This is a genomic window from Herbaspirillum sp. Her3 (genome assembly GCF_057961275.1).
Map to the genome: position 1 here is coordinate 4,569,295 of NZ_CM176328.1, position 14,383 is coordinate 4,583,677.

Sequence of the window (14,383 nt, forward strand, 5' to 3'; positions counted from 1 at the left end):
CAATCGGTGCGTGCGACTGCGCGGTTGCTCTCAGGCACGGCGGCGGCGACGCAGGATATCCAGGTACACGGCCAGGATGATGATGACACCGGTCACTACCGTCTGCCATTCCTGCGCCACCGACATGATACGCAGGCCATTGACCAGCACGCTCATGATGAACGCGCCGATGATGGTGCCCAGGATGGTGCCGGTGCCGCCCGAGAGCGAGGTGCCGCCGATCACCACGGCAGCAATCGCATCGAGCTCATAGCCCTGGCCCAGCGCAGGCTGGGCCGAATTCAGGCGGGAGGCGATGATGAGGCCGGCGATGCCGCAGATGGCGCCCGAGAAGGTGTAGACCGCAACCTTCCAGAAATCCACCTTTACCCCGGACAGGCGCAAGGCTTCTTCATTGCTGCCCAGGGCGAAGGTATAGCGGCCGAACACGGTCTTGTTGAGGATGACCGAAGCGCAGATGGCGACGATGAAGAGGATCAGCACCGCATTGGGAATCGGCAGCGAAGGAATCAGGTCGCCGATCAGCGAATCCTGGGCGATGGCCGAGAAGCCTTCGGTATCGTTGAAGTAGATCGGACGGGTGCCGGAGATCACCAGCGAGAGGCCCTTCAACAGCATCATCATGCCCAGCGTGGCGATGAAGGGCGGCACCTTCAGCTTGGCGATCACCATGCCCGAGATCCAGCCCGAGAGCGCACCGAAGAAGATCGCGGCGGCGATGCCCAGCGGCAGCGGCATGCCCCAGTTGGTCAGCACCACGCCGGCCATGACGGCGCAGAAGGTCATCATGGTGCCCACCGACAGGTCGATGCCGGCGGTGATGATGACGTAGGTACAGGCAATGGCCAGCACGCCGTTGACGGCGGTGGACTGCAGGATGCTGACCAGGTTGTCCACCTCCATGAAGTTGGGCGAGGCGAAGCTGAAGAACAGGATCATCAGCAACAGGCTGGCGAAGGCCAGCAGCTTCTGGCGCGCCGCCGGGTTGAACAGGCGGGCGCGCAGGCCCGGGGGGGGGAAGCATTGTTGGCCATGGTGGATGAGGGGGTGGCGGAGTGGATATTGTTTGCCATGATCGGTTTGTCTCTCTTTGTAAGGTCTGGGTGCCTGCGACCGTTATTGCGCCACGGCCGACTCGCGCTGCGTGGCCAGCTGCATGATGTTTTCCTGGGTGGCCTGGGCGCGGGCGAGTTCACCCGTCACGCGGCCCTCGCACATCACCAGGATGCGGTGGCTCATGCGCAGCACTTCGGGCAGCTCGGAAGAAATCATCACGATGGCCTTGCCTTGCTCGGCCAGGGCATCGAGGAGTTTATAGATCTCGCTCTTGGCGCCGATATCGATGCCGCGCGTGGGCTCGTCGAAGAAGAGAATGTCGCAGTCGCGCAGCAGCCACTTGGCAATCACGATCTTTTGCTGGTTGCCGCCCGAGAGCAGGCGAGCCTGCTGTTCCACCGAAGGGGTCTTGATGGCCAGCTGGCGTACGTAGCCCTGCGCCACTTCACGCATGGCGCGCTGGTCCATGAAGCCCGCCCTGGTAAAGCGGCCCATGCTGGAGAGGGCGATGTTGGCCTGCACATCCATGCCCACGGCCAGTCCGAAATGCTTGCGGTCTTCGGACAGATAGCCGATGCCATGCGCCACCGCATCGGCCGGCTGGCGGATCACGGCCTTGCCGCCGTGGATGAAGATCTCGCCCGACTCCAGCGGATCGGCACCGAAGATGGCGCGCGCTACTTCGGTACGACCCGCACCCATCAGGCCGGCGAAACCGAGGATCTCTCCCTTGCGCAAGGTGAAGCTGACGTCGCGGATGGCCCGGCCACGATTCAAGCCGCGCACTTCCAGCACCACCTCGTTGCCCGAAGTATCGGGCGGAATGCGCTGCTCGCCGTCAAGGGCGCGGCCCACCATCATGGAAATGATGGTATCCATGGAGGTGCCCTGCATGGGCACGGTGGCGATGTACTTGCCATCGCGCATGACGCTGACGCGATCAGCGATCTGGCGCAGCTCATCCATCTTGTGCGAGATGTAGACGATGCCCACGCCCTGGGCCTGCAGGTCGCGGATGATGCGGAACAGCTCGGCGATCTCGGCATTGTTCAGGGCGGCGGTAGGCTCATCCATGATGAGCACGCGCGAATCGAAGGACAGGGCCTTGGCGATTTCCACCATCTGCTGGCGCGCCACGGTCAGCTCGCCCACCGGGGTGCGCGGGTCCATGTCCAGCCGCATGCGCTCGAAGATGGCGGCGGCCTGGCGGTTCAGCTGGTCTTCGTCAATGATGAGCCCGAAGCCCTTGCGCGGCTCGCGGCCGATGAAGATGTTCTGGGCCGCCGAGAGGTGGTTCATCAGGTTCAGTTCCTGATGGATGATGCCGATGCCCAGCGCCTGAGCCTGGCGCGGCTCGGTGATCTCCACCGGCTTGCCGTCGAGCAGGATGTCGCCGCCGTCGCGCTGGTAGACCCCGGAGAGGATCTTCATGAGCGTGGATTTGCCGGCGCCGTTCTCGCCCATCAGGGCGTGGACCTCACCGGCCACCAGTTCGAACTGGCAATTGTCCAGCGCCAGCACGCCGGGAAAGCGCTTGCTGACGTTGCGCAGCTGGATCAGCGGTCTTGCCGATGCCGTCCCAGCCGCGCGGGCTTGTGTCTCGTAGTCTTGTTGCATGCTCACCTCGGATGTGGATGCATTGCCGGCCTGGGATGCTCCATGGCCATCATTTGCGCGACTCTGCGGCCGCTGCTGTTTTCGGTACTACCTTGATTGCGTGCTGCCTACTGTACCGCCTTGCGAAAAACTTAGAAAGCGATTTGCAAAAACTAAACTTTGCCGCCACGCAAACTTAATCTTCCTGTGCAGCCAGGTCGAAGATACGCGCCATCGGCACCCACTTCTGCCCGGCTGGCGTCCATGGCGTAGGAGCCTGGAAGCGCCACATCAGTTCTTCCCATGCCCGCACCTTGGGATCGCTCTCGCTGGCTGCGGCCATGGCGGCGGCGTCAAAGCGGGAGTCATCGGTTTCCATGACCATCACCATGCGCGTGCCCAGGCGATAGATTTCCATCCCGGTTACGCCCTGCTCGCGCAGGTGCGCGGCGATCTCGGGCCAGATGCGCTGGTGATGCTGCTCATATTCGGCGATGAGCGCGGCATCGTCCTTGAGGTCGAGGGCCAGTACGGTACGCATGGCGGTCTCAGGTCAGGGCGCGGTCGAGATGGGTATAGCCCCCATCGACGAAAACCCACTGCCCGGTGGTATGCGACGAGCGGCCCGAGAGCAGGAACACCGCCATGTCGGCCATTTCCTCGGAGGTCGTAAAACGCTTGCCCAGCGGGATCTTGCTGGTGATGGCGTCCAGTTTCTCTTGCGGATTCTCGAAGGTGGCGATCCATTTCTCGTAGAGCGGGGTCATCACTTCGGCCGGGATCAGGGCATTGACGCGCACGCCATCGTCCCGCAAGGAAGCGGCCCATTCGCGCGTCAACGACAACTGCGCGCCCTTGGAGGCGCAATAGCCGCTGGTATTGCCCTGCCCGGTCAGCGCGGTCTTGGAAGAGACGTTGAGGATGGCGCCGCGCGTGGCCTTCAGGTGCGGCACGCAGTAATGCGCCATCACGTAATAGTGGATCAGATTGCGTTCCAGCGAGGCGACGAATGCATTGCGCCCGGCCTCCAGGCCCACGCTGTCGTTGACGCCGGCATTGTTGACCAGCCCGTCCAGGCGGCCGAAGCGGCGCACCGTCTCGGCCACCGCTTCGCCGCAGCGCGCCTCATCCTGCAGCTCCAGCTGGAACAGGGCGGCGCGCGGCTGCAACGCGGTCAGCCGGCTCCAGAACTGCGGCTCCGGTTCGCTGCGCGCAAACACCACCGGAATGGCCCCCTCGGCCGCCAGCTGCATACTGATCGCGCCGCCGATGCCGGAAGCGCCGCCGGTCACGATGACCACCTTCTCTTGCAGGTTCAAATCCACGTCAGTCTCCGTTTTCGTTCATCTTTTCGTGGGGGAATGCCGCTCAGCCCCGGAACCGGTACTGTTCCAGTGAAGCCGGCTTCATTTCGATGGAAAACCCCGGCAAAACGGGCGGCATGTAGGCCGCATTGCGGATCACGCAGGGATCGACGAAGTGCTCGTGCAGGTGATCCACGTATTCGGTCACCCGCCCTTCCTTGCTGCCGGAAATGCACAGGTAGTCGATCATCGACAGGTGCTGCACGTATTCGCACAGGCCCACGCCGCCAGCGTGCGGGCACACCACCTTGCCATACTTGGCGGCCATGAGCATGACGGCCAGGATTTCATTGACGCCACCGAGGCGGCAGGAATCGATCTGCACCACGTCGATGGCATCGCGCATGATGAACTGCTTGAAGAGCACGCGGTTCTGGCACATCTCGCCGGTGGCGACCTTGACCGCACCAATGCCGGCGCGGATCTTGCGATGCCCTTCCACGTCGTCCGGGCTGGTCGGTTCCTCGATGAACCAGGGTTTGGCGAAGGCCAGCTGGTTGACCCAATCGATGGCCTGGTCCACTTCCCACACCTGGTTGGCATCGATCATCAGATTGCGCTGCGGCCCCAGCACCTCGCGGGCGATGCGCACGCGGCGCTTGTCGTCTTCCAGGTCGCGGCCGACCTTGAGCTTGACGTAGTTGAAGCCCTGGTCGATGGCTTCCTGGCACAGGCGGCGCAGCTTGGCATCGTCATAGCCCAGCCAGCCGGCCGAGGTGGTGTAGCAGGGATAGCCTTCCTGCTCCAGGATGCGCAGGCGTTCGGCCTTGCCGGCCGCCTTCTCACGCAGCAGCGCGAGGGCTTCGTCCGGGGTGATGCAATCGGTGATGTAGCGGAAATCGATGGTGCGCACCAGTTCCTCGGGCGACATGTCAGCCACCAGTTTCCAGACCGGTTTGCCGGCCGCCTTGGCCCACAGGTCCCAGGCGGCATTGACCACGGCGCCGGTGGCCAGGTGGATGGCGCCCTTGTCCGGGCCGATCCAGCGCAACTGGCTGTCGGAGGTGACGTGGCGCCAGAAGCGGCCCATGTCGGCGGCGATCCAGTCCAGCTCCAGCCCCACCACCAGATGCTCCATGGCGCGAATGGCGGCGCAGCAGATCTCGTTGCCGCGGCCGATGGTGAAGGTCAGGCCGTGGCCCTTGAGTTCTTCATTGTCGGTATCGAGGATGACGTAGGCGGCGGAGTAATCCGGATCCGGATTCATCGCATCGGACCCATCCAGCGATTGCGAAGTGGGGAAGCGCACGTCCAGCACGCGCAGGGCGGTAATTTTGGTCATCGGTCTCTAGCGTGGATGCCGCTGCGGCAAGATGCCGCCGGTCGGCAGGACAGTCGTGGCGAACTGCCCGGGGTGATCGTCTCCGGGGCCGGGCCCCTTTTTTGATTTCTCTCACAAATAAAATTTATTTTTATCTGTGAGTGCCAGAGCATAACCCCGATTATCCTCTCATTGCAGGGCTGACCCGATGAAGTTTCCGACCGGATTGATATCGGTTTTGGGATGACAATGCATCGCCAAGGGGCCGTTCATGAAAAATAATTTTACGAATAAAATTATTTTTCACCAAAATCCCCTACAATCCGGCCCCAGAAACCCCGTCCATTCGTTGCGACTTGCCGACCACTGCGCCCGGAACGCCATGCCCAGAACCCGCAAAATCAATCCCGCCGATGCCCCTGCCGTGCAGACGGCCACCGACCATGAAGAGGAACAGGCTGGCGGCAAGACACGCTACGCTGCGCCGGCGCTGGACAAAGGACTGGACATCCTAGAACTGCTGAGTCGCTCTGAACAGATGCTGACCCTGAACCAGATTTCCAAGCAACTGGGGCGCAGCGTCAACGAAATCTTTCGCATGGTGGTCACGCTGGAACAGCGTGGCTACCTGGTGGCCGACAACGATCACTACCGGCTCTCGCTGAAACTGTTCGAGCTGGCCCATCATCATCAGCCGATCCGCTCGCTGGTCAGCACCGCGCTTCCCCACATGCGCGAACTGGCCAATCGGTCGATGCAATCGACGCACCTCACCGTCTATGAAGCGGGCCGCGTCATCGTGGTGGCGCAGGTGGACAGCCCCGAGCGCTGGGCCTTCGGCCTCAAGGTCGGCGCGCTGGTGAGTCTCACCGACACGGCCTCGGGGCACGTGCTGCTGGCCTTCCGAGATGAGGCCGAACGCGCCAGCATGCTGGCCGCCCACGTGCGTATGGATGGCGAACAGGAAATCGAGACGGCGCAACTGATGCGCCAGATCGAGGACACGCGCAAACGCGGTCACTCGCGCATGGAAAGCCGGCAGATCCGGGGCGTGGTCAACCTGTCCTATCCGGTCATGGGCGCCAACAACCGCATGCTGGCGGCCTTGAACGTGCCCTACATCGAACGCATCGACAAGAAGGTCAACCCCAGCCTGGACGAGGTGCAAGGCATCGTGCAGGAAATTTCGGCACGGCTGTCGCGCCTGATGGGGGATTCGAGTTTCGGGTCCTAAAGCCGGACCCGATGGCGAGGTAGCGCATGCCGGTCAAGGCAGGCGCTTGATGGGATCAACCCGCGAAACGCACTTCGGGCAGGCCGCGTACATCCGGCAGGGGCACGCTGAACAAGGCACCGGCCAGTTTGTCTGCGGCGCGCTGCCCGGCGCTCATGCCTTCGTGCGCCGTGGTGACGAACAGGGTATCGAAGGCAGCTCCACCGAAAGCCACGCAGGACGGCTGCGCCGTGGGCAGCTCGATGATGCGGTCGATGCTGCCGTCCGGCGCGAAACGCACCACACGCGCCCCGCCCCACTGGGCGTTCCACAGGTAGCCGTCGGCATCGACGGTCGAGCCATCCGGGCCACCCGGCTGCGGCGCCAGATCGGCGAAGACGCGTTGATGGGTGACGGCACCGCTGGCGGTGTCGTAATCGCAGACCATGATCTTGCCGGCCATGGAGTCGCAGTGATACATCAGCTTGCCGTCGAGGCTGAAGCAGATGCTGTTGGAAATGGCGATGCCGGGCAGCGCCAGGCGCTCCAGGCTCAGGTCGGCATTGAGGCGATAAAAGCTGGCGATGGGCGCACGGCCGGCATCTTCGTTAAGCGTGCCGAAGACGAAGCGGCCCTGGCGGTCGCAGCGGCCGTCGTTTAAGCGCGTGGTCGGCAGGTCGTCTTCGATGCGGCAGATCGGGCTGATGTTGCCCGTGTCCAGATCCAGGAAGGCCAGGCGCGATTCCAGTCCGATCAGCAGACGCCGGGTATCGGCCGTGAAGGCGAAGCAGCACAGGCGTTCCGGCATGCCCCAGCTGCGCGTGGCACCGCTGGCAGGATCGTGGTTCCACAGGCGGGAGGCATGGATGTCGGTCCAGAAGACCGTCTGCGAGCGCTCGCACCACAGTACGCCTTCACCCAGTTCATGATGTCCGTCTACCAGCAATTGCGCATTCATCTTGGTTTCGCCTGCCAATCAAGTTCAAGTCAATGAAATAAACAATATAAATCGTTTGAAAGAGGTGCGATGCTGCACCCAATGACAACAAACGACAAAAAAGGGTGGGCTTGCGCCCACCCTCAACTACATCAAGACCACCTCAGGAAGGATTACAGATACTGCTGTTCGTTACATCAGAACGAGTGGGCGATACCGAAGTAACCGCCGGTCTGCTTCAGGCCGGACACGCCCAGGTTGCCGCCGTTTTCCAGCTGGTGGCTGGCACCGGTGCCGTTGCGGACGGTACCGACGTCAACGTACAGCAGGGTACGCTTGGACAGGAAGTAGTTCACACCAGCCATGTACATGTTGGCAGTACCACCGCCGTTACCCACGCCGGCCGAGCTGACCGAAGCGTTGTTGGCGTTGACGTGGAACCAGCCGCCAACCAGTTGGAATTGCGGGGTCACGTCATAGTTCGCGCCGATCCAGTACTGGTTCGCACGATCCGGTGCACCCGAGACTGCATCGGCAGCACGCAGGTTTTCCCAGCCGACGAACATCTTCAGCTTGTCGAACTTGTAGGTACCGCCGACGATCAGCTCCTTGGAGTGGACCCAGATGTCGCTGTAGTTGCCGTTGGCATCGCGCACGGTGTCATAAATCACGCGCAGTTCCAGGCCGTTCTTCTGGTAGGCCAGCGAGATGCCGTCCTTGCGGCCATCGCTGGTGCCAGCATTGGTCACGCCACCGTTGAACGAACCCGGCTTTTCGCCCAGGCTGGTCTGCAGGCCGACGGTGAAACCGCCCATGTCAGGGCTGTTGTACTCAATGATGTTGGACGCACCCGGCCAGTTGCGGCCGTTGACCAGGCTGGCCGTACCGATGGCTTGCTGGCCGGTCGGATCCAGATACCAGATGTCATTGTTGATGAACAGGTTCTTGCCGAACTTGACCGAACCGGCCGATGCCGAGGACAGGCCGACGTAGGAACGGCGGTTGAACAGTGCGGTACCGTTGCTGGTATCAGAACCGTTGAAGGCGCCCTTGGTCGAGTTGAAACCGGATTCCAGCAGGAAGAAGGCATTGGTACCGCCGCCCAGGTCTTCCGTGCCCTTGAAGCCGATCATGCTGGTGCCCCATTGGTTGTTGGCAGCGCTCCAGCGGGTGCCGGTGCCATTGGTACCGGCATTGGTCAGGAAGTCGACGCCGGCCACAACACGGCCGTAGATGGTCACGCTGCTGGTCTGCGCCTGCGCCTGTGCCGAGAACGCGCCCATCAGCGCGAGCGCGCACAGGGTCTTTGCTCCAATAAAGGATGGCTTCACTTGCTTCATGAATAGTCTCCGTGGATATTGCCGTTTAAAATTTTTTTCGTCGGTGGGCTTGGCCGTGCAGCGTTGCACTTCAGACCCCTGGAGCCTGACGGGCTCCTGACAGTCTCCCAACTTGTTGTTTTGATGCTGCCCGACCTTCTCTTCTTTCATTCCGGTGCTGAGCTGGTTGTCTCCTGTACAGCCCGGAATGTGGCTAGATACTAAGTATTCGGTTCATGTCTTTCCAATGAAATCTTTAGCAATTCCGATATGCGATTTGATATCATCAATTCCTAATAAAAAAATGATTGAAAAAATTTAGAAAACCGTCCCCGGAGACTTATGAAAAACAGTGACCCGAACTGGTTTCTGCGGGCCCGATTGAAGACTCGCCAGCTTCTTCTGCTGATCGCCCTAGACGACACCCGTAACATCCACCGCGCTGCCAGCGAGCTCAACATGACGCAGCCGGCTGCTTCCAAGCAACTCAAGGATCTTGAGGACATGCTGGGCGTGTCGCTGTTCGAGCGCCTGCCGCGCGGCATGCGGCCCACCATCTATGGCGAGGCCATGATCCGCCACGCGCGCATGGCCCTGACCAGCCTGTCCAAGGCGCATGAAGACATCGTGGCCCTGAAGTCCGGCCTGTCCGGCCAGGTCGACGTGGGCGTGATCCTCTCGCCCGGCATGGCCCTGTTGCCGCCGGCCATCGCGCGGGTCAAGGAACAGGCGCCGATGCTGCGCATCGGGGTCGAAGTGGAAAGCAGCAACATCCTGCTCTCGCGCCTCTTGCACGGGGAACTGGACTTCATCATCGGCCGCATCCTCGACGAGGAAGCCCGTGGCGGACTGCTCTATGAAGAGCTGGCCGACGAGCCGGTCTGTGCCGTGGCGCGCGTGGGCCACCCCTTCCACACCCGCACCGACCTGAGCCTGGCCGACCTGGCCGGCGAGGCCTGGATCATGGCCCCCAAGGGCAGCATCCTGCGCGCGCGCTGCGACCAGATGTTCCGCGAGCAAGGCCTGGCGCCGCCTTCCAACGTGGTCGATACCACCGCGATCCTGTTCATTACGAGCCTGTTGCAGCAGACCGATTTCATCTATGCGATGCCTACCGAGGTGGCGCGCTACTACACCCAGGCGCGCCTGATGGACATCCTGCCCATCGAGTTGCCCTGCCGCATGGCGGGCTTCGGCATCATCACGCGCCAGGACAACCTGCTCTCGCCGGGCGCCAACCTGGTCCTGCAGTCGATCCGCGAAGTGGCAAAAATGATTTATTGATCGCTGCGGATGCCCGGCATGCAGCATGCCGGGGTCGGGCCGGTGCGCCGAGTTTTATTAAGTAATGTAAGGAAGCGTAAGTCTGTCTGAAAACGCCAAAAATCGCCGGACACAAATTCTCGTCACGCCCGCAAAACTTAAAAAAATCGCTGCAAAAAAACAACACTTCAACGGCGAAAAAAACTAAGTTTTTTGAAGCTGTCATACAGCTTTTGAACACATTCCCAGGCAGCCTGGCCGACGTTTTCCTGGATGCGAGCGTTTGCGCAAAATTTGCGCAAAAAAAGAGTCGCCGTCTGGCGACTCTCTTGCAGCGGCACGACGGCGCAGGCATCGCTGCGGCTACACCGTCGCCAATGCCATCCTCACACCCATCCGGCGTCGACGATGAATTCCTGCGCGGTGCACATCGCGCTGTCGTCAGCAGCCAGGAACAGCACCATGCGCGCCAGGTGCCAGGGCAGCAGGTCGCCCTGCAGGCACTGGTTGCGGGCAATCGACTTCTTGCCTTCTTCATCCAGCCACAGCTTGATCTGGCGTTCGGTCATGACCCAGCCCGGCGTCACGGTATTGACGCGGATCTTGTGCGGACCAAGGTCACGAGCCAGGCCGCGCGTGAGGCCCAGGGTCGAGGCCTTGGCCGTGGTGTAGACCGGGAAGCCGCCACCGGACTGGTGCCAGCTGATCGAGCTGAAGTTGATGATGGAGCCGCCACCGCGGCGCTTCATGCCTTCCACCACGGACTGCACGGCGAAGAAGGACGGACGCTGGTTGATGGCGATACGATCGTTCCAGTATTCCAGCGTCACCTCTTCCAGCTTGTGGCGCTGGTCGTTGGCGGCATTGTTGACCAGCACGTCGAAGTCGCCCAGCTCAGCTTGCAGCTCGGCAATGGTGGCCTGGAATGCCGGGATGTCGCGCAGGTCGCAATGCCGGAACAGCGGCTTGGGATGACCGGCCGCCGCCACTTCATTGCACAGCGCTTCGCTGGCTTCGGTGGCGATATCGACGAATGCGACGTGTGCACCTTGTTGCGCAAACGCTTCGACGATGGCCGCACCAATGCCGGTGCCACCGCCGGTGATGAAGACGCGCTTGCCCTTCAGGCTGGGGAAGCTCGCCAGTTGTACGTTCTGGGGAGTGTTGCTCATGGAGTTTCCTTGCTCTGCGATGCCCACGCCAGGCGTGGGCATCGGTTCGGATGGAGTGAGGTGAAGATCAGTGCGAATGCTTGGGCACGGCCGCGCCACGGCAACCGACCAGGAAGTCGAAGTCGCAGCCTTCGTCAGCCTGCAGCACGCGGTCCACGTACAGGGACTGGTAGCCACCGGCCATTTCCGGCTTGCGCTCGGCCAGTACCTTGGCGCGCTCGGCCAGGCGGCGTTGCATCTCTTCTTCGCTGATGTCCAGCTGCAGCTTGCCGGCATAGGCATCGAGCTCGATGAAGTCGCCATCCTGGACGATGCCCAGCGGGCCGCCGGCGGCCGCTTCCGGCGCCACGTGCAGGATCACGGTGCCATAGGCGGTGCCGCTCATGCGCGCATCCGAAATACGGACCATATCTTTCACACCAGTGGCCAGCACCTTGGGCGGCAAGCCCATGTTGCCCACTTCGGCCATGCCCGGATAACCCTTGGGGCCGACATTCTTCATCACCAGCACGCAACTGGCATCGACGTCCAGGTCGGGATCGTTGATGCGTTCCTTGTAGTGGTTGAAGTCCTCGAAGACCACGGCACGGCCGCGATGCTTCATCAGTTCGGGCGTGGCCGCCGAGGGCTTGAGCACGGCACCGCGCGGGGCCAGGTTGCCGCGCAGGATGCAGATGCCGCCATCTTCGATCAGCGGCTTGGCCAGCGGGCGCACCACTTCATCGTTGTAGATCGGCGCATCCTTGACGTTATCCCACATGGTCTGGCCGTTGACGGTCAGGGCATCCTTGTGCGGCAGCAGGTCGGCTTCGCCCAGGCGGCGCAGCACGGCCGGCAGGCCACCGGCGTAATAGAACTCTTCCATCAGGAAGCGGCCCGACGGCTGCAGGTCGACGATGGTCGGGGTGCCACGGCCGATGCGGGTCCAGTCTTCCAGCTCCAGGTCCACGCCGATGCGGCCGGCGATGGCCTTCAGGTGGATCACCGCGTTGGTGGAACCGCCGATGGCAGCATTGGTGCGAATGGCGTTTTCGAAGGCCTTGCGGGTCAGGATCTTGGAGAGGGTCAGTCCTTCCCACACCATGTCGACGATACGCATGCCGGACAGGTGGGCCAGCACGTAGCGGCGCGCATCCACGGCCGGAATGGCGGCATTGTGCGGCAGCGACACGCCCAGCGACTCGGCCATGCAAGCCATGGTGGAGGCGGTACCCATGGTGTTGCAGGTACCGGCCGAACGCGACATGCCGGCTTCGGCCGCCATGAAGTCGTGGATGGTGATTTCACCGGCCTTGACCTGTTCCGACAATTGCCACACCACGGTGCCCGAACCGATGTCGCGGCCCTGGTGCTTGCCGTTCAACATCGGGCCACCGGTCACCACGATGGCCGGCACGTCGCAGCTGGCCGCGCCCATCAGCAGGGCCGGCGTGGTCTTGTCGCAGCCGGTCAGCAGGACCACGGCGTCGATGGGATTGCCGCGAATGGATTCTTCCACGTCCATGCTGGCCAGGTTGCGGGTCAGCATGGCGGTGGGACGCAGGTTGGATTCGCCATTGGAGAACACCGGGAACTCCACCGGGAAGCCACCGGCTTCGATGATGCCGCGACGCACGTGTTCGGCGACCTTGCGGAAGTGGGCATTGCAGGGCGTGAGCTCGGACCAGGTATTGCAGATGCCGATGACCGGCTTGCCCTGGAACTCGTGGTCGGGGATGCCCTGGTTCTTCATCCAGCTGCGGTACATGAAACCGTTCTTGTCGGCGGTCCCGAACCAGCCGGCCGAGCGCAGGGTGCGGCTCTTGTCTTTTTTGTCGCTACTCATTGTTGAATTCCCGAATGACAGAAAACGAAGGATCTGGTGCCGAATGCAAAAGGCGGGCACTGCGCCCGCCTTGCCTCATCCGGCTTACTTGTTCTTGTTGTAGACGTCGAAGCAAACCGCCATCAGCAGGACCAGGCCCTTGATCATCTGCTGGTAGTCGATGCCGATGCCCATGATGGACATGCCGTTGTTCATCACGCCCATGATGAAGGCGCCGATGACCGCGCCCATGACCTTGCCCACGCCACCCGAGGCCGAGGCGCCACCGATGAAGCAGGCGGCGATCACGTCCAGCTCGAAGCCCAGGCCGGCCTTGGGGGTCGCCGTGTTCAGACGGGCCGCAAAGATCAGCCCGGCCAGCGCGGCCAGCACGCCCATGTTGACGAAGGTGAAGAAGGACACGCGTTCGGTCTTGATACCCGACAGCTTGGCCGCTTTTTCATTGCCGCCCACGGCGTAGACACGGCGGCCCAGGGTGGTACGGCTGGTGATGAAGGTATAGAGCACCATCAGCGCGAACATGATGATGAGCACGTTGGGCATGCCGCGATAGGTCGACAGCAGGTAGCTGAAGGCGATGATGGCGGCCGCGAAGATGGCGTTCTTGAGCAGGAAGAACGTGACCGGCTCGTCTTCCATACCGTGCTTGGTCTGCTTGCGGCGGCCATGCAGCTTGACCAGGATCAGCACCACGGCCGCGATCACGCCCACGATCAGGGAGGTGGTACGGAAGGTGGCGTTGCCGGTCAGCTCAGGGATGAAGCCCGAGGACAGCATCTGGAAAGTCTGCGGGAACGGGCCCAGGGACTGGCCTTGCAGCAGCGCCAGCGCCATGCCCTTGAAGACCAGCATGCCGGCCAGGGTGACGATGAAGGACGGGATCTTGAAGTAGGCGATCCAGTAACCCTGCGCCGCGCCGATCAGGCCACCGGCGATCAGGCAGACGATGGAGGCCGGCACGAAGCCCCAGCCGTAATCCACCATCAGGACGGCCGCCAGTGCACCGATCAGGCCCACCACCGAACCCACCGACAGGTCGATGTGGCCGGCCACGATCACCATCAGCATGCCCAGGGCCATGATGACGATGTAGCTGTTTTGCAGGACCAGGTTGGTCAGGTTCAGCGGACGCATCAGCGTGCCGTCGGTCATGATCTGGAAGAAGGCCATGATGGCCACCAGCGACATCAGCATGCCGTATTCGCGCATGTTGTTCTTCAGGAAGCTGCCGTAGTCCTTCTTCTCGACGGCGCCGCTGGCGACGACCGGTTTCTTGCTCATGTCAATGCTCTCCATTGTCTTGCTCCTCGGTACTCTCTGGTCTTGATGGACTTTATGGGTGTTGCCGCCGGTTTGGCTCCGGCTTGGTGTCTTGCG

Annotated in this window: 11 protein-coding genes and 1 pseudogene; 2 read left to right on the top strand and 10 right to left on the bottom strand. The window is 62.2% G+C overall.

Annotated features, from left to right (window positions below; translation table 11 throughout):
- Positions 1–30: 30 nt before the first annotated feature.
- The 5 genes and pseudogenes from ACVC5H_RS20880 to ACVC5H_RS20900 all read right to left on the bottom strand — a co-directional run bounded on the left by ACVC5H_RS20880 (position 31) and on the right by ACVC5H_RS20900 (position 5,298).
- A pseudogene (locus ACVC5H_RS20880) lies at positions 31–1,034 on the bottom strand (ABC transporter permease).
- Between the two features lie 82 nt (positions 1,035–1,116).
- Complete coding sequence (locus ACVC5H_RS20885; protein WP_489619648.1) at positions 1,117–2,673, bottom strand: sugar ABC transporter ATP-binding protein; 1,557 nt, start codon at positions 2,671–2,673, stop codon at positions 1,117–1,119.
- Between the two features lie 175 nt (positions 2,674–2,848).
- Positions 2,849–3,193, bottom strand: a complete 345-nt coding sequence (locus ACVC5H_RS20890; protein ID WP_489619649.1) for an L-rhamnose mutarotase — start codon at positions 3,191–3,193, stop codon at positions 2,849–2,851.
- Positions 3,194–3,200: 7 nt separating this feature from the next.
- Positions 3,201–3,977, bottom strand: a complete 777-nt coding sequence (locus tag ACVC5H_RS20895; protein WP_489619650.1) for an SDR family oxidoreductase — start codon at positions 3,975–3,977, stop codon at positions 3,201–3,203.
- A gap of 43 nt (positions 3,978–4,020) precedes the next feature.
- Positions 4,021–5,298 (bottom strand): L-fuconate dehydratase, encoded by a 1,278-nt coding sequence (locus tag ACVC5H_RS20900; RefSeq protein WP_489619651.1) that lies wholly within the window; start codon positions 5,296–5,298, stop codon positions 4,021–4,023.
- A gap of 361 nt (positions 5,299–5,659) precedes the next feature.
- Here ACVC5H_RS20900 and ACVC5H_RS20905 point away from each other — a divergent pair, with 361 nt between their 5' ends.
- A complete protein-coding gene (locus ACVC5H_RS20905; protein ID WP_489619652.1) occupies positions 5,660–6,511 on the top strand; it encodes an IclR family transcriptional regulator in 852 nt (283 codons plus the stop codon).
- Between the two features lie 55 nt (positions 6,512–6,566).
- On the opposite strand, the gene ACVC5H_RS20910 is transcribed toward ACVC5H_RS20905, so the two are convergent.
- Both ACVC5H_RS20910 and ACVC5H_RS20915 read right to left on the bottom strand, forming a co-directional pair.
- On the bottom strand, positions 6,567–7,448 hold the full coding sequence (locus ACVC5H_RS20910; protein WP_489619653.1) for an SMP-30/gluconolactonase/LRE family protein: 882 nt from the start codon (positions 7,446–7,448) through the stop codon (positions 6,567–6,569).
- A 176-nt stretch (positions 7,449–7,624) separates the two neighbouring features.
- Complete coding sequence (locus tag ACVC5H_RS20915; RefSeq protein WP_489619654.1) at positions 7,625–8,767, bottom strand: porin; 1,143 nt, start codon at positions 8,765–8,767, stop codon at positions 7,625–7,627.
- Between the two features lie 321 nt (positions 8,768–9,088).
- On the opposite strand from ACVC5H_RS20915, the gene ACVC5H_RS20920 reads away from it, so the two are divergent.
- Positions 9,089–10,030, top strand: coding sequence for a LysR family transcriptional regulator (locus ACVC5H_RS20920; RefSeq protein WP_489619655.1), 942 nt, complete (start codon positions 9,089–9,091; stop codon positions 10,028–10,030).
- Between the two features lie 365 nt (positions 10,031–10,395).
- Here ACVC5H_RS20920 and ACVC5H_RS20925 read toward each other — a convergent pair whose 3' ends face one another.
- The 3 genes from ACVC5H_RS20925 to mmsB form a co-directional block, all read right to left on the bottom strand.
- On the bottom strand, positions 10,396–11,181 hold the full coding sequence (locus ACVC5H_RS20925; protein WP_489619656.1) for an SDR family NAD(P)-dependent oxidoreductase: 786 nt from the start codon (positions 11,179–11,181) through the stop codon (positions 10,396–10,398).
- A gap of 67 nt (positions 11,182–11,248) precedes the next feature.
- Positions 11,249–13,006: an IlvD/Edd family dehydratase gene (locus tag ACVC5H_RS20930; RefSeq protein ID WP_489619657.1), complete on the bottom strand. Its 1,758-nt coding sequence runs from the start codon at positions 13,004–13,006 to the stop codon at positions 11,249–11,251.
- Between the two features lie 84 nt (positions 13,007–13,090).
- Positions 13,091–14,302: a multiple monosaccharide ABC transporter permease gene (mmsB, locus tag ACVC5H_RS20935; protein WP_489619658.1), complete on the bottom strand. Its 1,212-nt coding sequence runs from the start codon at positions 14,300–14,302 to the stop codon at positions 13,091–13,093.
- Positions 14,303–14,383: the final 81 nt, after the last annotated feature.

Coding starts and splice junctions, on each gene's coding strand:
- ACVC5H_RS20885 (WP_489619648.1), bottom strand. CDS start 2,673: ATGCAACAAGACTACGAGACACAAGCCCGCGCGGCTGGGACGGCATCG.
- ACVC5H_RS20890 (WP_489619649.1), bottom strand. CDS start 3,193: ATGCGTACCGTACTGGCCCTCGACCTCAAGGACGATGCCGCGCTCATC.
- ACVC5H_RS20900 (WP_489619651.1), bottom strand. CDS start 5,298: ATGACCAAAATTACCGCCCTGCGCGTGCTGGACGTGCGCTTCCCCACT.
- ACVC5H_RS20905 (WP_489619652.1), top strand. CDS start 5,660: ATGCCCAGAACCCGCAAAATCAATCCCGCCGATGCCCCTGCCGTGCAG.
- ACVC5H_RS20910 (WP_489619653.1), bottom strand. CDS start 7,448: ATGAATGCGCAATTGCTGGTAGACGGACATCATGAACTGGGTGAAGGC.
- ACVC5H_RS20915 (WP_489619654.1), bottom strand. CDS start 8,767: ATGAAGCAAGTGAAGCCATCCTTTATTGGAGCAAAGACCCTGTGCGCG.
- ACVC5H_RS20920 (WP_489619655.1), top strand. CDS start 9,089: ATGAAAAACAGTGACCCGAACTGGTTTCTGCGGGCCCGATTGAAGACT.
- ACVC5H_RS20925 (WP_489619656.1), bottom strand. CDS start 11,181: ATGAGCAACACTCCCCAGAACGTACAACTGGCGAGCTTCCCCAGCCTG.
- ACVC5H_RS20930 (WP_489619657.1), bottom strand. CDS start 13,006: ATGAGTAGCGACAAAAAAGACAAGAGCCGCACCCTGCGCTCGGCCGGC.
- mmsB (WP_489619658.1), bottom strand. CDS start 14,302: ATGGAGAGCATTGACATGAGCAAGAAACCGGTCGTCGCCAGCGGCGCC.